This is a genomic window from Devosia rhizoryzae (genome assembly GCF_016698665.1).
Lineage (GTDB): Bacteria > Pseudomonadota > Alphaproteobacteria > Rhizobiales > Devosiaceae > Devosia > Devosia rhizoryzae.
On record NZ_CP068046.1, the window covers coordinates 3,344,924 to 3,364,927 of the forward strand.

Annotated in this window: 22 protein-coding genes; 9 read left to right on the forward strand and 13 right to left on the reverse strand. The window is 63.3% G+C overall.

Translation table 11 applies throughout. The annotated features are described in order from the left end of the window. Nucleotide 1: 1 nt before the first annotated feature. Nucleotides 2-1,090: a DUF1513 domain-containing protein gene (locus tag JI748_RS16405; RefSeq protein ID WP_201633175.1), complete on the forward strand. Its 1,089-nt coding sequence runs from the start codon at nt 2-4 to the stop codon at nt 1,088-1,090. A gap of 111 nt (nt 1,091-1,201) precedes the next feature. Here the strand turns inward: JI748_RS16405 and JI748_RS16410 are convergent, their stop codons facing one another. From JI748_RS16410 to JI748_RS16435, 6 genes are all read right to left on the reverse strand, one after another. Further along, nucleotides 1,202-2,185 carry an aldo/keto reductase gene (locus JI748_RS16410; protein ID WP_201633178.1) on the reverse strand — a complete coding sequence of 328 codons (984 nt, stop codon included), beginning with the start codon at nt 2,183-2,185 and terminating at the stop codon, nt 1,202-1,204. A gap of 4 nt (nt 2,186-2,189) precedes the next feature. Continuing rightward, complete coding sequence (locus JI748_RS16415) at nt 2,190-3,464, reverse strand: L-fuconate dehydratase (protein WP_201633181.1); 1,275 nt, start codon at nt 3,462-3,464, stop codon at nt 2,190-2,192. A 124-nt stretch (nt 3,465-3,588) separates the two neighbouring features. After that, a complete protein-coding gene (locus JI748_RS16420; protein WP_201633184.1) occupies nt 3,589-4,320 on the reverse strand; it encodes an SDR family oxidoreductase in 732 nt (243 codons plus the stop codon). 55 nt (nt 4,321-4,375) lie between these two features. After that, nucleotides 4,376-5,323, reverse strand: coding sequence for an ABC transporter substrate-binding protein (locus JI748_RS16425; protein WP_201633187.1), 948 nt, complete (start codon nt 5,321-5,323; stop codon nt 4,376-4,378). A gap of 84 nt (nt 5,324-5,407) precedes the next feature. Continuing rightward, nucleotides 5,408-6,409, reverse strand: a complete 1,002-nt coding sequence (locus JI748_RS16430) for an ABC transporter permease (protein WP_164532692.1) — start codon at nt 6,407-6,409, stop codon at nt 5,408-5,410. A 45-nt stretch (nt 6,410-6,454) separates the two neighbouring features. Then, on the reverse strand, nt 6,455-7,987 hold the full coding sequence (locus JI748_RS16435) for a sugar ABC transporter ATP-binding protein (RefSeq protein WP_210338811.1): 1,533 nt from the start codon (nt 7,985-7,987) through the stop codon (nt 6,455-6,457). A 180-nt stretch (nt 7,988-8,167) separates the two neighbouring features. Between JI748_RS16435 and JI748_RS16440 the strand changes: the two genes are divergently transcribed. Genes JI748_RS16440 through JI748_RS16455 form a run of 4 tightly spaced genes read left to right on the forward strand, consistent with a single transcriptional unit; the run spans nt 8,168 to nt 11,532 of the window. Continuing rightward, nucleotides 8,168-8,860 (forward strand): FadR/GntR family transcriptional regulator, encoded by a 693-nt coding sequence (locus tag JI748_RS16440; protein WP_201633190.1) that lies wholly within the window; start codon nt 8,168-8,170, stop codon nt 8,858-8,860. 22 nt (nt 8,861-8,882) lie between these two features. Continuing rightward, nucleotides 8,883-9,899, forward strand: a complete 1,017-nt coding sequence (locus JI748_RS16445) for a zinc-binding alcohol dehydrogenase family protein (protein ID WP_201633193.1) — start codon at nt 8,883-8,885, stop codon at nt 9,897-9,899. 57 nt (nt 9,900-9,956) lie between these two features. Further along, entirely contained in the window at nt 9,957-10,967 is a 1,011-nt protein-coding gene (locus JI748_RS16450) for an XdhC family protein (RefSeq protein WP_201633196.1), read from the forward strand. Next, nucleotides 10,960-11,532 carry a nucleotidyltransferase family protein gene (locus tag JI748_RS16455; protein ID WP_201633199.1) on the forward strand — a complete coding sequence of 191 codons (573 nt, stop codon included), beginning with the start codon at nt 10,960-10,962 and terminating at the stop codon, nt 11,530-11,532. Before JI748_RS16450 ends, JI748_RS16455 begins: the two co-directional genes overlap by 8 nt. Here JI748_RS16455 and soxA read toward each other — a convergent pair. Genes soxA through JI748_RS16485 form a run of 6 tightly spaced genes read right to left on the reverse strand, consistent with a single transcriptional unit; the run spans nt 11,529 to nt 15,077 of the window. After that, the gene (gene soxA / locus JI748_RS16460) at nt 11,529-12,305 is read right to left on the reverse strand and encodes a sulfur oxidation c-type cytochrome SoxA (RefSeq protein WP_201633202.1); all 777 of its coding nucleotides are present in this window, start codon (nt 12,303-12,305) and stop codon (nt 11,529-11,531) included. The two genes, JI748_RS16455 and soxA, sit on opposite strands and share 4 nt — an antisense overlap. Further along, the gene (gene soxZ / locus JI748_RS16465; protein ID WP_201633204.1) at nt 12,302-12,622 is read right to left on the reverse strand and encodes a thiosulfate oxidation carrier complex protein SoxZ; all 321 of its coding nucleotides are present in this window, start codon (nt 12,620-12,622) and stop codon (nt 12,302-12,304) included. The genes soxA and soxZ overlap by 4 nt, the downstream gene beginning before the upstream one ends. Nucleotides 12,623-12,630: 8 nt before the next feature. Next, on the reverse strand, nt 12,631-13,092 hold the full coding sequence (locus JI748_RS16470; protein WP_201633207.1) for a thiosulfate oxidation carrier protein SoxY: 462 nt from the start codon (nt 13,090-13,092) through the stop codon (nt 12,631-12,633). A gap of 10 nt (nt 13,093-13,102) precedes the next feature. After that, nucleotides 13,103-13,492 (reverse strand): sulfur oxidation c-type cytochrome SoxX, encoded by a 390-nt coding sequence (gene soxX, locus JI748_RS16475; protein WP_201633210.1) that lies wholly within the window; start codon nt 13,490-13,492, stop codon nt 13,103-13,105. Nucleotides 13,493-13,500: 8 nt separating this feature from the next. Then, entirely contained in the window at nt 13,501-14,769 is a 1,269-nt protein-coding gene (locus tag JI748_RS16480) for an NAD(P)/FAD-dependent oxidoreductase (protein WP_201633213.1), read from the reverse strand. Next, nucleotides 14,766-15,077, reverse strand: coding sequence for a c-type cytochrome (locus JI748_RS16485; protein WP_201633217.1), 312 nt, complete (start codon nt 15,075-15,077; stop codon nt 14,766-14,768). The genes JI748_RS16480 and JI748_RS16485 overlap by 4 nt, the downstream gene beginning before the upstream one ends. 252 nt (nt 15,078-15,329) lie before the next feature. On the opposite strand from JI748_RS16485, the gene JI748_RS16490 reads away from it, so the two are divergent. From JI748_RS16490 to nrdI, 4 genes are all read left to right on the forward strand, one after another. Then, nucleotides 15,330-15,788 carry a (2Fe-2S)-binding protein gene (locus JI748_RS16490; protein ID WP_201633220.1) on the forward strand — a complete coding sequence of 153 codons (459 nt, stop codon included), beginning with the start codon at nt 15,330-15,332 and terminating at the stop codon, nt 15,786-15,788. An 11-nt stretch (nt 15,789-15,799) separates the two neighbouring features. After that, nucleotides 15,800-18,058, forward strand: coding sequence for a xanthine dehydrogenase family protein molybdopterin-binding subunit (locus JI748_RS16495; protein ID WP_201633222.1), 2,259 nt, complete (start codon nt 15,800-15,802; stop codon nt 18,056-18,058). Between the two features lie 126 nt (nt 18,059-18,184). Next, nucleotides 18,185-18,616, forward strand: coding sequence for a hypothetical protein (locus JI748_RS16500; RefSeq protein ID WP_201633225.1), 432 nt, complete (start codon nt 18,185-18,187; stop codon nt 18,614-18,616). Between the two features lie 75 nt (nt 18,617-18,691). Further along, nucleotides 18,692-19,138 (forward strand): class Ib ribonucleoside-diphosphate reductase assembly flavoprotein NrdI, encoded by a 447-nt coding sequence (nrdI, locus tag JI748_RS16505; RefSeq protein WP_201633228.1) that lies wholly within the window; start codon nt 18,692-18,694, stop codon nt 19,136-19,138. On the opposite strand, the gene prpB is transcribed toward nrdI, so the two are convergent. After that, nucleotides 19,084-19,995, reverse strand: coding sequence for a methylisocitrate lyase (gene prpB / locus JI748_RS16510; RefSeq protein ID WP_201633231.1), 912 nt, complete (start codon nt 19,993-19,995; stop codon nt 19,084-19,086). The two genes, nrdI and prpB, sit on opposite strands and share 55 nt — an antisense overlap. Nucleotides 19,996-20,004: the final 9 nt, after the last annotated feature.

Consider the following 20,004-nt stretch of genomic DNA (forward strand, 5'->3'; position numbering starts at 1 on the left):
CATGTGGCAGCGCCGCGCCTTTCTCAAGTCTGCCGGCGCCGGCTTCATCGCCAGCCTCATGCCACGCCAGCTACTGGCCCTCGAAGGCAATGACCTGGTTTTCGCCAGCGCCATCCAGACGGCAAGCGGCGGCTATGGTGCGGTGTTGCTGGGCGAGCGTGGCGACGTCATCTCTACCATCGACCTGCCGGATCGCGGCCACGACATTACCGTAAGCCGGGACGCTGGACGCGGCGTCGTCTTTGCCCGGCAACCAGGCACGTTCGCGCTGATTTTCGATGCCAGCGGGCGTGAAGCGCCGCAAACGCTCACCAGCGCCGAAGGCCGGCACTTTTTCGGCCACGGCGTTTATTCGCCCGACGGACGCCTGCTTTATGCCACCGAAAGCGACTTCGAAGCCGCAAGGGGCGTCATCGGCGTTTACGACGCCACCGACCGCTATCGGCGTATCGGGGAATTTCCCACCTATGGCACCGGTCCCCATGAAATGCTGCTGATGCCGGACGGCGTCACATTCGTGGTGGCCAATGGCGGGATCGAAACGCATCCAGACTATGGCCGTGCCGAGCTCAACCTTGACACAATGGATCCATCCATTGCCTTCATCGACCGCCGCGACGGTGCGCTGGTGGGTCAGTTGCGGCTCGATGCCGGGTTGCATCAGCTTTCGATCCGCCACATGGCGGTGGACGGAAAAGATCGCGTCTGGTTCGGGTGTCAGTACAAGGGATCGCCCAGCGATACGCCGCAGCTGGTCGGCTATGCGACGATGGATGGCGACATCCGTCTCGTCGAACTGCCGTCTGCCGTCCTTAGCGACTTGCGCAACTATGTCGGATCGGTGGCTGTCTCGGCGGATGGCAACACAGTGGCCGTGTCATCCCCCGAGGGCGATCTACTGGTCACTTTGGACGTCGAGCAGCAGCGTCCGGCGTTGGTCGAAACGCTGCGCAATGGCTGCGGCCTCGCCCCGGACCGCACCGGTTTTGTCGCGACCAGCGGCAAGGGCGAGATGATCGGCATCGGCGGGGCAGAGCGGCAACCGCGGCAGTTCGACTTCCTTTTCGACAATCACCTCCTGCGGATATAGGCCAGACCTGACCTCCAACGCGCTGTCTTGAGCCATCCGTTTGGTTACAGATCTGCCTCTACGCGGACTTCGAATGACGCTGCTGGCGGCCCCCACCAGGCTTCGCTCACCTCACATCAGGCCTTCGGCGGCGAGGTCGGACCAGAGCGCATCGGGCACGTCCGTGTTCAGGCTCGCAAGGTTCCGCTCAAGATTGCGCGCGTTCGAGACACCTAGGAGAACCGAGGCGACCACCTCATTGCGCAGCGGAAAATGGAGGGCTGCCGTCGCCAGCGGCACTCCGTGCGACGCGCAGACGCGCTCGATGTGCTGCGCCTTGGCGATGACCTCTTCCGATGCCGGGGCGTAGTTGAACATCGCGCCCGGCTTGGGCCCCGTGGCCAAGATGCCGGAATTGAACACGCCGCCGACGACGAGGCTGGCGCCGCGCTGGCGGCAGGCTTCCAACAGCGGTGCGGCGCTGTCGTGGTCGAGCAGCGAATAGCGCCCGGCAAGGAGAAAGCAGTCGAGATCGGCGTGTTCGAACGCGTCGAGGCAGACCTGCACCTCGTTGACGCCGAGGCCGATGGCTTTGACGAGACCCTGCTCGCGCAGCTCGACCATGGCCTTGAGGCCGCCGTCGAAGGCGATCGGCTGCCAATGCGCATTGGCATCGCCATGGGTGTCGGTGCCGATGTCGTGCATGTAGAGCACGTCGATCTGGTCGAGGCCGAGCCGCTGAAGGCTGTCCTCGAAGGAGCGCATGACGCCGTCATAGCTATAGTCGTATTCCTGCTCGAAGGGCAGGGGATCGGCAAAGCCATAGTCGGTCATGGTGCGGCCGCGTAGCGGCGTCAGCAAGCGCCCGACCTTGGTCGAGAGCACATAGCTGTCGCGCGGTTTCTGCCGCAGGAAGTCGCCCAGGCGGCGTTCGCTGAGGCCATGACCATAGCGAGGCGCCGTGTCGAAGAAGCGGATGCCGGCATCCCATGAGCCATGGAGCGTCGCTTCGGCATCGTCGCGGCTGGCAGGCTTGAAGAGGTTGCCGATGCCGCCACCGCCAAAGCTGATGGCGGTGACATCGAGGCCGGTGCGGCCGAGCGGGCGGGTTTGCATGGGATCAGCCTTTGAATTCATTGGCGGCAATGGATTGGGGCTTCATCTCGATCGAGAAACCCGGCAGCTTGGGCGGCATATAGGCGGCGTTTTCGATGACGCAGGGCTCAAGAAAATGCTCATGGAGGTGATCGACATATTCGATCACGCGGCCGTCCTTGGTGCCGGAAACGACCAGGTAGTCGATCATCGAAAGGTGCTGCACATATTCGCATAGGCCCACGCCGCCGGCATGCGGCCATACCGCCTTGCCGTATTTGGCGGCCATCAGCAGCACCGAGAGCACTTCGTTCAAGCCCCCGATGCGGCAGGCATCGATCTGGACGATGTCGATGGCGTCGCGAGTGATGAACTGCTTGAAAAGAATGCGGTTCTGGCACATTTCGCCAGTCGCGACTTTGACCGGCGCGACGCCGTCGCGGATTTTTCGATGGCCCTCAACATCGTCCGGGCTGGTCGGCTCTTCGATGAAGAAGGGCTCGAAACGTTTGAGTTCGTTCACCCAATCGATGGCCTGGTCGACTTCCCAAACCTGGTTGGCGTCGATCATCAAGTATCGATCCGGACCCATGATCGAGCGCACGATTTCGAGGCGACGGATGTCATCCGCAAGATCGCGACCAACCTTCATCTTGATATGGTTGAAGCCGGCTTCGACGGCTTCGGTCGCAAGGCGGGTCAGCTTCTCGTTGGAATAGCCGAGCCAGCCGGCCGAGGTCGTGTAACAGCTATAGCCCTCGGCCCGGAGCGTTGCGATCCGCTCTGCCTTCCCGGCTTCCGCCTTGCGGAAAATGGCGAGCGCCTCCTCGGGCGTGATGGCGTCGGTGAGGTAGCGGAAGTCGATGATGGAAACGAGCTGATCGGGGCTCATCTCGGCGACATAGAGCCAGACAGGCTTGCGGACTTCCTTGGCGAGCAGGTCCCAGACGGCGTTGACGACGGCGCCGGTGGCAAGGTGCATGGCGCCCTTGTCGGGGCCGATCCAGCGCAGCTGGCTGTCGCCGGTAATGTGGCGCCAGAAGCGGCCCGGATCTTGGGCAATCCAGTCGAGATCGAGGCCGACTACGCGATCTGTCAGCGCCTTGATCGCCGCTACCACAACCTCGTTGCCGCGGCCGATAGTGAAGGTCAGCCCGTGACCCTCGAGGTCGCTATCGGTCTCCAGGATGACATAGGCGGCCGAATAGTCCGGATCGGGGTTCATGGCGTCCGAGCCATCGAGCGACGCCGAGGTCGGAAAACGCAGGTCGTGGGTCTTGATACTGGTGATCTTGGTCATGATTGCGCTTTGGGTGCCACGACCTCGTGGTTCGACAGGCTCACCATGAGGTCTACTTCGGGGTCACGATTGATTTGAAAGACCTCATCCTGAGCCTGTCGAAGGACGAGGTCTGGGTGCGATGTCACGCCGTCCATCCACCATCGATGATGTGGACCTGGCCGGTCGTATAGGTTGCTCCCGCCAGGTAGACCGCAAGGTCGGCGACCTCTTCCGGGCGGGCGATGCGGCCGATGGGCTGGCGCGCGATGAAAGCTTTTCGGGCGCCCTCGAAGTCGCCGGTCGCGGTCCAGCGCTCGTGGAGGCTCGGGCTGTCGACCGTGCCGGGGCAAATGGCGTTCACGCGAATATTGCTGGTCGTGTAGTCGGCAGCGATCGACTTGGTGAGGCCGACCACGGCGGCCTTGGAAATTGTATAGGCGGCGCGGTTGGGCACGCCTTTGATCGAAGACGCAACCGTTGCCATGTTGATGATGGCGCCATCCTTGCGCTCCAGCATCTGCGGCAGGATGGCCTTGATCGTCCTGATCTGCGCGCGGACATTAAGGTCCAATGCAAAATCGAGATCGCTGTCGCTCATGTCGAGCAGCGCGCCGTTATGCACGACGCCGGCGCAGTTGAAGAGCACGTCGATGCGGCCGATCTCCGCAACGGCCGCGCGCACAGCCTCGTCGGACAAGACATCGAGCCGGAGCGTCGTGACATTGGGCAGGCCTTCGAGCGCCGCAAGCTTTTCGGCATTGATGTCGGTGGCGATCACCTTGGCACCTGCCTCGGCGAAGGCGCGGACCGAGGCTTCGCCGATGCCTTGCGCTGCAGCGGTAATGAAGACGATTTTTCCGGTGAGGTCGGCCATGATGATCCTGGAAGAAAACCGGGCAGCGCGATGCTGCCCGGCCTTGGAGACGATATTAGTCGTAGAGAACCGCGGCGATTTCCGGGTCGGCCATGTTGGACTTGTCGTAGTAGTTGAAGCCCGAGTCGATAATGGCGGGGAGGGTTTCGCCCTTGAGCGCGCCGATCGCAGCCTTGACGGTTTCGTAGCCGATGCCGACCGGGTTCTGGGTGATGGCGCCAGCCATGGCACCGGACTCGATGAAGCCCTTCTGGGCAGCGCCCGAGTCGAAGCCGATGACGACGATGTTGCTGCCCAGTTCGGTCTTGCCGTTGACGACACCGATGGCCGAGCCTTCATTGGCGCCGAAGATGCCCTTGAGGTCGGGGTTGGCAAGGAGGATCGACTTGGTGATTTCGGTGGACTGCAGCTGGTCGCCGCCACCGTACTGAACGCTCACCACTTCGATATTGGGATGGGCTTCCTTGATGCGGTTGACGAAGCCATCGACGCGGTCGATGCCGGTGCGGCTGGTCTGGTCGTGGGCAACCACGGCAACCTTGCCTTCGTCGCCGATCAGTTCGGCCATCTTGTCGGCGGCAAGCGCTGCGGCGGCAACGTTGTCGGTGGTGACGGTGGTGACCGGGATATCGCTATCGACGCCACTATCGAAGGCGATGATCGGGATATTGGCGGACTGCGCCTGCTGCAGCTGCGGCGTTGCGGCCTGGCTGTCGAGGGCGGCAAGGCCGATGGCGTCGGGCTGGCGGGACAGGGCTGCGGCCAGCATGTCGAGCTGACGATCGACCTGGGTTTCGGTTTCCGGGCCTTCAAAGGTCACGGTCACGCCGAACTCTTCCGCCGCCTGGTCGGCGCCGGCCTTCACGGCCTGCCAGAACTGGTGCTGGAAGCCCTTGGAGATGATGGCGATGTCGTAGTTTTCCTGCGCGAAGGTCGTGCCGCTGGCGGCGGCCAGCATGGCGACGGCGCTGATGGCGCCAAGCAGGGTGCGGCGGGTGAGCATGGTTTTCCTCCCAGATGCTGCGTTGAAGCGTTTGCCTATTTTCTTGTTCTTGTTGGCGCCGGAGCGCTGTTGGTGGTTCGGCGCCTAAAGTGCGCGGCGCCGCAGTATGTCGGCATAGACGGCCAGGATGATGATGCAGCCGGTCACCACCGTCTGCCATTCCTGAGCCACCGATAGGATGCGCAGGCCATTGGCCAGCACGGAGATGATGAGCGCGCCGATCAGCGTGCCCAGAACGGTGCCGCGGCCGCCCGACAGCGAGGTGCCGCCGATAACCACGGCCGCGATGGCATCGAGCTCATAGCCTTGGCCGAGCGCAGGCTGCGCCGAATTGAGGCGGCTGGCGATCAGGAGACCGGCAACGCCGCAGATGGCGCCGGTCACCGAATAAACCGCGATCTTCCACCGATCGATGTTGACGCCGGAAAGACGCACCGCCTCTTCATTGCTGCCGAGCGCAAAGGTGTAGCGGCCGAGCGCGGTCTTGGAGAGCACAAAGGCGGCGATCAGCGCCACGGCAAAAAGCACCAGCACGCCATTGGGCAGCGGCACGGCGGGGAAGATCTGCCCGATAAAGGAGCCCAGGGCGATCTGGTTGAAGCCGGGCGTGTCGTTGAAATAGATGGGCTTGGTGCCCGAGATCACCAGCGACAGGCCCTTGAGGATCAGCATCATGCCCAGGGTGGCGATAAAGGGCGGCACCTTGAGCTTGGCGATGATGGTGCCCGAAACGAGGCCGCTGGCAGCGCCGGCAAGGATTGCGCCCAAAATGCCCACCGGCAGCGGCAGGCCCCAATAGGTGAGGATGACACCCGCAACGACCGCGCAAAAGGTCATCAGCGTACCGACCGAAAGATCGATGCCACCGGTGATGATCACCAGCGTCGCGGCGATAGCAAGCACGCCATTGACCGAGGTCGCCTGCAGGATCGCGAGGATATTCTGCGTCTGCAGGAAGTTCGGAGAGGCTAGCGAGAAGGCGACGATCAGCGCGATCAGGCCCGAAAAGGCGAGCAGCCGATGGAAGGCGCCGGAAATGCGGGGACCGGTCTTGGCGGCCGGGGCGGGGGCGGTGGTGTCGGTCATGCTGGTGCTCCCGAAAGGCGGACGGCGGCAAGAAGGGTGAGACGGCTAGCTGGCATGACGCACCGCCATTGCCGGTTCGCGCAGGGTCGCAAGACCCATGATTTCTTCCTGGCTGGCGCCGCCGGGCAGGATGCCGGTGAGGCGGCCCTCGCACATGACGGCGATGCGGTGCGACAGGCGCAGCACTTCGGGCAGCTCGGAGGAGATCACGATGATGGCCTTGCCCTGGGCGGCCAGAGCATTGAGCAGCTTGTAGATTTCCGACTTGGCGCCGACGTCGATGCCGCGCGTCGGTTCGTCGAAAATCAGGATGTCGCAGTCGCGCAGGAGCCACTTGGCGATCACGACCTTCTGCTGGTTGCCGCCCGAAAGGAGCCGCGCTTCCTGCGTGTCGCTAGGCGTCTTGATCGCGAGCTGGCGGATATAGCTCACCGCCTCGCGCTGCATGCCGGCTTCATCGAGCACGCCAATGGGGCTGGTGAAGCGCTCGAGACTGGCCAGCGCCACATTGTTGCGAACGTCGAGGCCGGTGGCGAGGCCGAAGTGCTTGCGATCCTCGGAAAGGTAGCCGATGCCGGCGGCGACGGCATCCTTGGGCGTCGAAATGCTGGCCCGCTGCCCATGCACGAAAATCTCGCCGCTTTCGCGCCGGTCGGCTCCGAAAATAGCGCGCGCGACCTCGGTGCGACCCGCGCCCATCAGACCGGCAAAACCGAGGATTTCGCCCTTCCGCACGGCAAAACTGACGTCACGGATTTCTCGGCCGCGGTTGAGGTTGCGCACTTCGAGCGCCACCGGCTGGCTTGCCGTATCGGGGATCACCAGGGCGTCGTTGGAAAGCGTTCTGCCCACCATCATCGAGATGATGGTTTCGATCGGCGTTTCGGCGCCCGGCACGGTGCCGACATATTCGCCGTCGCGCATGATGGTGACGCGGTCGGAGATGCGCTTGATCTCGTCCATCTTGTGGGAAATGTAGACGACGCCCACACCCTCGGCCTTGAGGCGGTTGATGATGGCAAAAAGCTCGGCAATTTCGGCGTCGTTCAGCGCCGCCGTCGGCTCGTCCATGATCAGGACGCGCGAGCGATAGGACAGGGCCTTGGCAATCTCGACCATCTGCTGCTTGGCAATGGTCAGCGTCTCGACCTTGACCGTCGGCTCGAGCTTCAGATTCATCGACTGGAAGATCGCGGCGGCGTCGCGATTGAGCTGGCCTTCATCGAGGATGCCGAAGCGGCGCGGCTCGCGGCCGATAAAAATGTTCTGCGCCGCCGTCAGGTCGCGCATCAGCGCCAGTTCCTGATGGATGATGCCTATCCCTAAGTCCTGTGCCTGGCGCGGTGAGCTGATCTCCACCGGCTGCCCGTTCAGAAGAACCGTGCCGGCATCGCGGGAGTAGACGCCCGAGAGGATCTTCATCAGCGTCGACTTGCCGGCGCCGTTCTCGCCCATCAGGGCGTGCACTTCGCCGGGCAGGAGTTCGAAACGGGCTTTGGACAGCGCGCGGACGCCGGGGAAGGATTTGTCGATCTCGGTCATCACGACCAGCGGCTGCACACCGGCATCCGTGGACATGGATCGCTCCTGACCTGACATCCTATCCTCCCAAGGTCCGCGGCATCTCTTATGGAGCCGTCTTGACGTTTCCGAGTGAATTTCAAATCGATCAGGCTGTCAAGTGGTCATACCAGTAGACCAGCGCGAAACTCTGCGCTAAGGTTTGGGAGAGACGGCAACGACTGTCTCGGGGGAGCAATGAAACTTCAAGCCGTTTCCAACCGCAAACTTTATATCCAGATCGCCGACCAGATCCGGGACCAGATCCTCTTGGGTGCGGTCGAAGCTGGCCAGCAATTGCCGTCCGAGCGTGATCTCGCCACGAGCCTTAACGTGTCGCGGCCGACGGTGCGCGAGGCGCTGATCGCGCTGGAAGTTGCCGGTTTTGTCGAGGTGCGGGTCGGCGTCGGTGCCTTTGTGCGCGACCAGGGCAAGGCCGGTGCGGCCCTCCCGGACGAAAACCATTCTCCCCTCGAAATCATGAAGGTGCGGCGCTTGCTCGAGCCGGAAGCGGCGGTGCTCGCCAGCCAGCATATCTCGGCCGAGGGCAAGGCTCGCCTAAACTTGAGCATCGAGCGCCTGGGCGCCGACAAGGCCAAAGGTCTTTGGTCCACCGAAAGCGACCGCATGATGCACATGACCATTGCCGACGCGTCCGGCAATTCCGTGCTGCGCGAGATGCTGGACCTGCTCTGGAATTCCCGCTCCGAAGTGGTCGACACGCGCTTTCATGAACATCTGGGCGCCATGGCCGAGGTGCGCGAACAAATCTTTATCGACCACAGCAAGGTGGTCGAGGCCATCGTTCACGGCGACGCCGATGCGGCGCGGGATGCCATGGCCGACCACCTCGATTTTGTCACCGCCGCAATGATGAAGGCGTGGGACTGAGCTTAGACGAAAGAGTTTTGCCATGCAGGCGCTACGCATCACCAAGCCCGGACTGGCGGAAATCGCCGAGATCGACGTGCCCGTTCCTGCTCAAGGCGAAGTGGCCATCGACGTGGCCTATGTCGGCTATTGCGGCTCGGACCTCACTTCCTATCGCGGCCTCAACCCGCTGGTGAGCTATCCGCGCGTTCCTGGGCACGAGATTGCCGGCACGGTCGCTGCAGTCGGATCGGGCGTCGACGGGCTCTCCGTCGGCCAGTCGGTGACGGTGATCCCCTATTTTAATTGCGGCCAGTGCAAAGCCTGCCGCGGCGGAAAGCCCAATGCCTGCGCCAACAACCAGACCATGGGCGTGCAGCGCGAAGGCGCCATGACCGGCCGCGTCGTCGTTCCCGCCGGCAAGGTCCTGCCCGTCTATGGCATGGCGCTGCGGGACCTCGCGCTGATTGAACCCTGTGCCGTCGGTTTTCACGCCGTGCGCCGCGCCGCTGTGACGAATGGCGAGACCGTCTTGGTGCTGGGCTGTGGCATGATCGGGCTCGGCATCATCATGGGTGCCCTGCGCGCCGGGGCGACCGTCATCGCCGCCGACCTCAGCCCCGGCAAGCTCGAAACTGCCAAGGCGCTGGGCGCCGCTCATGTGTTGGAAGGTGGCCCGGGCCTTGGCGACCGCTTGCGTGCCCTGGTGCCGGAAGGGCCGGACGTGGTCATTGAAGCCGTCGGCGCCGAGGCGACTTTTCTTCAGGCTGTGGACCTCGTCGCCTCAACGGGACGGGTCGTTTATGTCGGCTATGCCAAGGCGCCGATCGCTTATGACACCAAGGTGTTTTTGACCAAGGAGCTCGACATCCGCGGCTCGCGCAACGCCTTGCCCGTGGATTTCCAAGCCGTCATCGAATGGCTCAGCGCCCATCCTGGTGCCGGCGATCTCGTGGTTTCGGAGACGGTAAGCCTTGAGGATGCCCCCCGCGCCCTTGAAGCCTGGCATCAGGCGCCGGGCGACTTTACCAAGGTCATGGTCAAGCTCGGCGGCGCATAGCGGCTGGCACATCTCTCTGAGTGGCTGTAGCGTAGCGACACGCACGGGGGAGGATCCATGCTGGACGTTGCGGCTATCGAGAAAACAGGCATTGCCGTTGCGGCGCTGCCCTATGACGTGGGGCTCGATCCAGACGATCCGGCGTCGGTGTTCACGCTGCTCTCATTGGGCTTCGAACAAGGCGTACCCGGCGCGCTCCTCACCATTATCGACATTTCCGGTGGCGCGCCGCGCGGGCTCGGGGCGCAGATGGCGGTTCTGGCCGATGGCCGCTATTGCGGCTACGTTTCGGGCGGCTGTGTAGAAGCGGCGGTCGCGGCCGAAGCCATACGCGCCATCGAAGCCGGGAGAGACGAAATCCTGCGCTTCGGTACGGGTTCGAAGTTCATCGACATTCGCCTGCCCTGCGGCGGCAGCATCGATGTCCATGTCCATGTACGGCCTGATGCGGAGATCATCGCAGAAGCGCTGAAGCTCCTTGCCGCGCGCAAGACCTTTTCGCTTCGTCTCGACACCGCTTCGAGTAGCGCCAAGCTCGTGCCGCATTCGGCGCCGCGGGCGCGTAGCGAATGGCAGGCGCCCGTCTTCGTTCGCCACTACCATCCGCTGACGCAGCTTTTGCTGATTGGCGAAGGACACGAACTGGTGGCGCTGGCCCGTCTTGGCTGCGCCGCCGGGCTGCCGGTTTGCGCCTATATGACGGCGGCAGCCGGCTCGGATCAGGTTCGAGCTTTTGGCTCTACTGTCACGTTTCTCGATGGCGCCGACCTGCCCGAGCTGCCTGCCGATCCCTTCACCGCCATCGTCTTTCTGCTGCACGACCGGTTCAAGGAAATGCGGCTTCTCGAAAGCGCGCTCGGCTACGATCCCTTCTATGTCGGCGCCCTGGGCAGCCGCCGCACCCATGCCGCACGGGTGTCACGGCTCGAGGCCGCTGGCGTCAGCGACAGCCGCATCGCAGCACTCAATGGCCCCATCGGACTTTTCGGGCCGACCCGCACCGCCTCAGCCCTGGCAATTTCGGTGCTGGGCGAAATCACCGATGCCCGCGTGCGGCTGGATGGTTGAGCCAAGCCAGGGCGCCGTCGTGGTCCTCGCGGCCGGCCTCTCCCGCCGCTTCGGAGCCGACGACAAGCTCCTGGCCGATCTCGATGGCCGGCCTCTCGCCCAGCATTGCGCGGAAACCCTTTCCCGCCTCGCTTTCGCTCACCACATCGCCGTCTGCCAGGATAGTACGCCGATCACCACCCTTTTCGCCGAGAGCGGCTTTACCGTCGTCATCAACCCCGACAGTGCCCAGGGACAGGCCTCATCCCTTGCAGTCGGTGTTGCAGAAGCTGCCAGTCATGGTGCCAGTTTCGTGCTGATCTGCCTCGCCGACATGCCCTTCATCACCGCCGAGCACCTGCTCCGCCTGCTTGACGCCCTGGACCAAAGCCCCAGTGGCATCGCCGCGTCGGCTCACCCAGACCTCGCGCCCACCCCACCGGCGATCTTCGCCGCACAGCATTTCCCGGAACTGACGGCCCTCACTGGCGACCAGGGCGCCCGCGACCTCTTGCGCAAGGCTCAAATCGTCATCGCCGGAGAAGGCGAACTTGCCGACTTCGACACCCCAGCCGACTTCGGCTAGCGCCGCACAGCCGGGGTCTCGATCGTCAGCCCGTTGCTGCGCCAGCGTTCGAAGACTTCGAGGTCGATATAGTCCTGCGATCCCGCCGCATAAGGCTCGGCGCGCACCGCCTCGTTGCACCAGGCGAACATGCGGTGGGTCGATCCCATGGTCTGCCAGAGATTGCGGTAGATGGGAAAACCATTGGTCTGCCCCTCGCTGATCGGCTCGGCCCGCAAATGGTTGCCGACATTGTCTTCGTGGCAATTGGCGCAGGAAAGGTTGAGCTGTCCGCGGCGCTGGTAGAAGAACGCTCGCCCACGCTCCAGGGACTCGGCGGCCGGCCCGACAACCGCAAGCGAAATCGGCAGACCTGCAGATTGGTTGGAGACAAAGGCCGTCAGCGACAGCAGGTCTTCGGACTCGTAAGGAAGGGGCTCGGCTCCCTGCCGCGCCGAGCGGCACTGGTTGATCTGCCCTTCGATATTGACCATGCGGCCAAGTTCTTCGGAATAGGCAGGATAGCGCGGCGCCACCCCGCGCATCGAGACGCTCGCGTCGCCATGGCAATCGGCGCAGGACCGGTTGCTGGTTCCCGCCGCCGTCTCCCAGAGCGTTGCGCCCTGGTCCACCCAAAGGAGGCCGGGATTGGCAAAATCATCGTCCTGCAGCTGCTGCAATTCCGGGGTCAGGAACGAATAGCCCGAGCGTGGCTCACTGTGCGGCGCTGCATCGACCAGGCCGATAGCGGCAACAAGACCCACAGCAAGCGCGATCGCCGGGACGAAGTTCATGTCACTTCCAGCGTCTCGCTGGCTTCCGTCACCGTGCCATGCTGGTCCTGCCACCAGAAATCGACCGGGCCGGTCTTTGTCGCTTTGAGGTAAAACGAAAAATACGGATTGGCCGACAGCCCCGGCTCGAGCTGGACGCGGAAAATCTCCTGCCCGTCATAGGTGCAAGCAAATTCAGTGACGATGTCGACCGGGATCGCGGTGCCTTGCGAGTTGAGCCGAAAGCCGTTTTCCATCGGATGCTGGATAATGGCGCGGATCTCGATGATGTCGCCGGCCTTGGCCGTCTTGGGAACGCGAATGCGGGTATTGGGCATCGTGCCTCCTAGAACCGGATCTGGAGGGTGTCGCAGGCACCCACCGTGACGAGGACGCGCGATTGCGCCTGCCACACCGAGCCGTCGCTCATTTCCGCCATGACCAGCACATCCTGCGTGCCGTTGAGGCGAATATTGGTGCTGAATTGCGCCTTGGGCGCGGCGGGGCCGAAGTTCATGGTGGCCAGCAACGCGCGCGGATTGCGGGTCGAGAGCATGACCACGCGCCTGACCCGGTCGGTCTCCGTCATGGGGCTATCGACCAGGACCTGGATCGGCACCGTATTGCCGGTTTCAGCCAGCGGCGGCAGCACCATGGTGATGCGCCCGTCCTGGCGCGGCGCGTCGCCGAATAGCTCGCTGACCGCTTGTGCCACCAATTCGTCATCGGCGCGCACCGGCACAGCAACAAGCGCCAGGGTGGCAACCAGTCCGGTCAGCACGGTGCGGCGGTTCGGGGCGGGGCTCATGACGGGCGGCTCATTTCAAGGTCAGCAAAAAGGCGATGAGGTCTTCGACCTCTTGCGCATCAAGGATCGGCTTGCCCGCATATCGTGGATCGACGCGGGTAAAGCCCTCAGTAGAATGATAGGCGGGCATAAGCGTGTCCGGCGCAATCACCCGCGGATCAACAATGCGTTGACGCAGCTCGCCTTCGCTCAGCCGCGAGCCCACGCCATCGAGCGAGGGCCCAATGTCGCCGGACGAGCCCGGCGTCAGCTCCGGAATGGTCACGTCATGGCAGATCAGGCAATTGCCCATGTCGGAATTGACCGCCACCGCCTTGCCCCGCGCCGCATCGCCCGGCACCGCGGTCAGCGGCTCGGCGATCTCCTGCGCCCCGGCAGAAGCGCCGAGTGCTGTCAGCATCAAAATGGCTAGCCGAACATTTCGGCGGTGATGGTGTCGTACCATGCGTGCGTGTACTCTGCCTCCAGCGCGTGCTGCTCCAGCGAAGCCTCCAGTGGGGTGGTGCGCCCATCGGTATAGACCCCGGTGAGCGCTCCGTCGGTCACGGCAAAAACATCCGAGATCGAAAAGCCGTAATCGGCATCGGCGAGGCTATAGCAGACATTGATCAGCTTGCTCGGCACCGGCTCAGTCCCCGCAATCGCGGCAAGAATGGCCGCCCCACAGGCCTTGGCCTGGCTGTTGGCGCTGAACCCCGACTTGGGCATGCCGCCAGCGATCGAGGCGTCGCCCAGAACATAGATGTCCGGATGAACCGCCGACTCGAATGTCACCGGATCCACCGTGCAATAGCCCTGTCCGGCATCGAGCCCCGAGCTGATGGCGATCTCGCCGGCGCGCTGGGCGGGGATAATGTTCGCGACGTCGGGCTGGTAATCGTCGAAGCTGGTCGAGACGGTCATCGTCGAAGGATCGACGCTCATCACGAGGCCCGATTGCGAACCGGGGATCCATTCCACCATGCCGGGATAAAGGCGCTCCCAGGCCTCCTCAAACAAGGGCTGCTTGGAGAAGGTCTCGTTGGCGTCGAGGATCAGGACCTTCGACTTCGGCTTGTTGCGCGACAGGTAATCGGCGATCAGCGAAGCGCGCTCGTAAGGCCCCGGCGGGCAGCGGAAGGGTGGCGCCGGCACGCCGATCACCACGACGCCGCCGTCATCCATGGCTTCAAGCTGCGACCGCAAAAGCGTGGTCTGCGCCCCGGCCTGCCAGGCATGCGGCATGATCTGCGCTGCCTCTTGGTCATAGCCTTCCACGCTCCCCCAGATCATCTGCACGCCCGGCGAGACCACGAGGAAATCGTAGGACAGCACATCCCCACCCGTGAGGGTAACGCTCTTGCCCTCCGGATCGATCGAGGCCGCCGTGTCATGCACGACCTCGACCCCGGCGGCGCGAACGCCATCATAGCCGAAGGTGATCTGGTCCATGTCCCAGAGTCCGGCAATGACGCCATTGCTCGAGGGGCAGGTGACGAATTCGGTATCCCGCTCCACCAGCGTTACCGCAAGATCGGGACTGTGGCGCTTGAGATAGCGCACCAGCGACGTGCCGCCAAAGCCACCGCCGATGACCACGATCCTGGCCGCGCTGGCGCCGTGGGCCGGTCCGATCAAGGCTGGCATGGCAAGGAGGGCAGATGCGCCCGAAACGAACTGGCGACGGGAGAGCGTCATGGCGTTTCCAATCCACCGAAATAGTTGGCCAAGGCGGCGATCTCGTCATCGCTATAGCCGCGCGCCAGACGGTTCATGATGGTTGCCGGTGCCTTCTGCTCACGAAAGGCCAGCATCTGCGCCACAAAATCATCGGGGTCGCGGACCGCAATAGCGGGGATCGCGCCGCCGCCGCGCCCGCCGAGTCCGTGGCAGGAGGAGCAGGCATCCGCCAGGCGTTCCCCATTCACTGCCTCGTCAGCGATAGCCAGGCTTGGCGAAGCCAATGCCATGGCCAACACGATCCAAAGCACAAGTCGGCTATACATGCGAACGGTCCTCCACCTCGCGCCATGCTACGTCCGTCTCGACGGATGCGCCAGCGCCTGAATGGATCAAATCTAGCGATATGTTCGCGAAGAAATATCGGCAGGTGAGTAGAGTAAAATTTGCTCTATACTTGTTCTGCACTTTGTTTGCGCCAGCGCATTTTTCACTCGCACACTAGATTCGTTCTCAGAACGCTTCTAATCTACTCGTGCAAACCGCCGCATAACGGCGACCTGTTGAGGAGGTGCAAAATGGCTGTTTCATTATCTATTAATGGCGAAATCAAAGAGGTCGACGCCGACCCGCAGACCCCGCTGCTTTGGGTACTTCGAGATCATCTTAACATGACCGGCACCAAGTTCGGCTGCGGCATCGCCCAGTGCGGCGCCTGCACTGTTCATGTCGATGGCGCGGCCGTTCGCTCGTGCCAATATCCGCTCGAAGCCGCGGTCGGAAGCGAGATCAAGACCATCGAGGGCCTCAGCCCCGACAGCTCCCATCCGCTCCAGAAATATTGGGTGGAAATGAACGTGCCGCAATGCGGCTATTGCCAATCCGGCATGCTGATGGCTGCTGCGGCTTTGCTCGAAGAGATCCCCGAGCCGACCGACGAAGACATCGAGGCCTATGTCGACAATATCTGCCGCTGCGGGACCTATACGCGCGTTCGCGCGGCGATCCACAAGGCAGCTGCAGACATGAAGGCGTGAGGAGGCTTGTCATGAACGAGATCGTCAAACTCAACCGCCGCAAATTCCTGATTTCCTCCGCCGCGCTCGGCGGCGCCATGGTCATCGGCACCAAGGCCATGGCCGCTTCGGTCGACTCTCAGCCCTGGGACAAGGCCAATGCCTCAGGCTCCGCAGAATTTACCCCCTGGCTCACCATCAATGCCGATGGCTCGGTGGTGGTCCGTGTCACCGCCGTCGATATCGGGCAGGGGACGCTGACGCAGGTCGCCGGCTATGTTTATGAAGAGCTGTCCCCGGCCTGGGACATGATCAAGCCGGAATACGCCTCGACCAATCGCGACTTCCTCGAGAACAATGTCTACTCGACCCCCGGCGGCGCCCTGGCCTATTTCAGCGGTCGCTCCACCGGCCCGGCACGCATGGACACCTATCTCCAGGTTGCCGCCAGCGCCCGCGAGCGCCTCAAGGCTGCCGCTGCCGCCAAGTGGGGCGTCGATGCTGGCGAGATCACCGTCAAGGATGGCGTCATCAGCCATGCCGGCTCAAGCAACAGCGCCCAAATGGGCGAGTTAATCGCCGAGGCAGCCGAGATCGAGCTCGAAGCCGAGCCCGCGATCAAGGACCAGAGCGAATGGACGTTCCTGGGCAAGAAGGCTCCCGCCAAGGTGCAACTGCCCAAGATCGTCAATGGTACCCTCACCTATGGCATCGACGTTCGCCCCGAAGGCATGGTCTATGCGGCCATTCGCCAGTCGCCGGTCATGGGTGGCAAGCTCGTTAGCTATGACGAAGCCGCGATCAAGGACATGCCCGGCGTTCTGGCCGTGGTGACGGTCGATCCGGGCGAAAACGTTCCGACCGATCTCACCCCACCGTTCCCGTTCGGCGTCTCGACCGCCCAGCATGCCGTGGCAGTCATAGCCGAGCATTACTGGCAGGCGCGCACGGCGCTCGATGCCCTGCCGATCGTTTGGGATGACGGTCCGGGTGCCCAGTGGAAGACCACCGAGCAGATGAACGAGGCCGCCATGGCCGCCGTTCAGCAGACCGGCGCCAAGATCGAGACCAGCGTCGGCGACTTTGAAGCGGTTTTCGCCGATGCCGACGATGCCGACATGATCGAAGCGGATTACCTGACGCCCTATTGCGAACAGGCCCCGCTCGAGCCGCTCAACGGCACCTGCCTCGTCACGCCCGATCGGGTCGACTTCTGGCACCCGTCGCAGCATTCGCAGATGGCCTACATGGTGGCCGCGGACGAAACCGGCGTCGCGCCGGAAAACGTCTTCTTCCACCAGACCTTTGTGGGCGGCGGCTTTGGCCGGCGCGTCTTCTCGGACGATGCCCGCATGGTCGTCGCCGTCGCCAAGAAATATCCCGGCAAGCCGGTGCAGGTCATCTGGTCGCGCGAGGAAGCCACCCGCCAGGGTCGCTATCGCCCGCTGATGGCGGCAAAGCTCAAGGCGTCGCTAGGCGCAGACGGCATGCCGACCGCACTTCTGGGCCGCATGTCGGGTGGTCCAGGCTTCTTCGTATCGGGCATGCCCGACACGGCGCTGACCGGCATCATGAAGAATGTGCAGATCGAATCTCAGACGGTGCCGTTCCACATTCTGACCGGCCCCTATCGCGGCCCGGGCTACAACTCCAACGCCTTCTTCGTCGAAACCTTTATCGATGAATGCGCGGTCAAGGCCGGCATTGATCCGATGGAATACCGGATCAAGCTTTACGGCCAGTGGCCCGATGTCGGCTGGGTCAAGTGCCTCGAAGAGGTCAAGGCCAAGTCCGGCTGGGGCGAAACCCTGCCCAAGGGCCAGGGCCGCGGCGTTGCCATCGGCAATTGGGGCATGGGCGGCAAGCCTGACGAAGGCACGACGGTCGCAACCGTCGCCAAGGTCGAAGTCAGCCAGGACGGCGAGCTCAAGATCCTGCAGCTCGACGTTGCTTTTGATACCGGCCGCATCGTCAATGAAGACGCGGTGCGCACCGAGCTCGAGGGCGGCACCATGTTCGGCCTCAACATGTCGGTAAACGAAGGGCTCAACATCGAGGATGGCCGCATCGTCGAAGGTAATTTCGACGAGTACCCGATGATCCGCATGGCCGACCTGCCGACGCAGATCAACGTGCACTTTGGTGGCCTCACCAATGCGCCGCGCTTCTTCGAAATCGGCGAACCGCCCACCGGCGTTGTCGGTCCTGCGGTTGGCAATGCGATCTTCCAGGCAACCGGCAAGCGCATTCGCAGCACGCCGTTCCGCCTGCACGATCTGAGCTGGAGCTAAGCGCTCTCAAAGTATTAGGCCGGCAGCATCGTGCTGCCGGCTTTTTCATGACCTGACTTTGTGCTGGAACCTCGCGGTCACCGGGCAATTGTCCAAGCAACGCAACTTTCATTCCGAGGTCTGCAAATGCTTGTCGCACGAAACGCCATGTTCGCCGTCAGTCTTGGTTTGATGCTGGCCGGCCTTCCTCAACTGGCGATCGCCCAGGTCGACCCCAATACACCTGCCGGTGTTCAGGACGCTGCTCCCGCCGGCGGCCTCACCGTCCAGGAAGGCGTCACCACCGAAGCCACCAAATGCCCGGATGGCTCCGAGCCGGTTCTCAACGACGGCATGGCCGGCACCACGGAGTCGCCCGCAGAGCCCACGGCGGAAGCCGATCAAGCACCGACCGAAACCTCCGTGACCGTTCCCGCTAGCGAAACCCTGGCGGAGGACGAAAACCCGGCCGGTGAAAACGAGCCCTATCTTTGCCCCGACACGGACTCGCAAACCACTGGCGCTGACGCCGACAGCGAAGACGCGGTAAAAGGCCCGGTGACCCCCTCGACCAACTAGCGGCGCCTCCGACGCGAGCAGACCTCCGGCCCATCATTGACGGGCCGGAGTGAATCGACCAACGCTGCCGCCCTGATGGCAAACCTCGTCTACTACTCGTCCAGCTCTGAAAACACGCATCGCTTCGTGCAAAAGCTCGGTATGCCGAGCACGCGGCTGCCGGTCGATGCCGCGTCGGAGCCGCCGATGGTCGACGAACCCTTCGTCCTCGTGCTGCCCACCTATGGGGGCGGCGACGGTAAGGGCGCGGTGCCCAAGCCGGTTATCCGCTTTCTCAACAACAAGACCAATCGCGAGTTGATCCGCGGCGTCATCGCGGCCGGCAACACCAATTTCGGCACCGGCTATGCCCTAGCCGGCGACATCGTGGCGCAAAAATGCGCCGTGCCGCTGCTTTATCGCTTCGAGCTTTTGGGTACGGCGGAAGACGTCGTCGCGGTCAGGGACGGGCTCGCCCGTTTCTGGGCTCAGACCGGCTCGGGCACGATGGTTGCGACGATGGACGCATCCAAGGCCTCGTAATCGGCCAGGCCGATCTTTTCGTAAAGCTCGGCACGGGTCTGCATTTCTCCGACTATGGCCTGGGTCGAGCCATCGCGGGCCAGCGTTGCATAAAGCTTTTCCTGCGCCTTGTTGGCGACGCGCAGCGACGACACCGGCCAGATCACCATGCGATAGCCCATGGCTTCGAATTCGCTGGCGGTAAAGAACGGCGTGCGGCCGAACTCGGTCATATTGGCAAGGAGCGGGACGCCGGGCATGCGGGCGGCAAATTCGCGGAACATGTCGGCCGTAGTCAGCGCCTCGGGGAAGATCGCGTCGGCGCCCGCTTCCATATACATCTTGGCGCGGGCAACGGCGCCGTCCATGCCTTCGCTCGCTGCCGCATCGGTACGAGCGACGATATAAAGATGACGGCGCGCCCGGGCGGCAGCGGCGACCTTGGCGGCCATGTCATGGGCCGTCGCGAGCTTCTTATCGTTGAGATGGCCGCATTTTTTGGGCAGCAACTGGTCTTCGATATGGACGGCGCCGGCGCCGGCATCCTCAAATGTGCGCACCATATGCATGACGTTGAGCGCTTCGCCATAACCGGTATCGCCATCGACAAGCAGCGGCAGTCCGCTCGACCGTGCGATCTGGCGGATGAAGAAGCTCACTTCATCGACGGTGATGATCCCAAGATCGGGCAGGCCCATCGAGGCGGTCATCGCGGCGCCCGAAAGGTAGAGCGCCTCGAAGCCCGCCGCCTTGGCCTGGAGGCTTGCCATGCCATTATGGGCGCCGGGAAGCTTCAAGATGCCGCCGCGTTCAATCAGGGCGCGGAAACGTTCGCCGGCTGGGGCGGTGGGGAGGTCAGCGGAAACGAGATAGGGCATCGGTGTGTC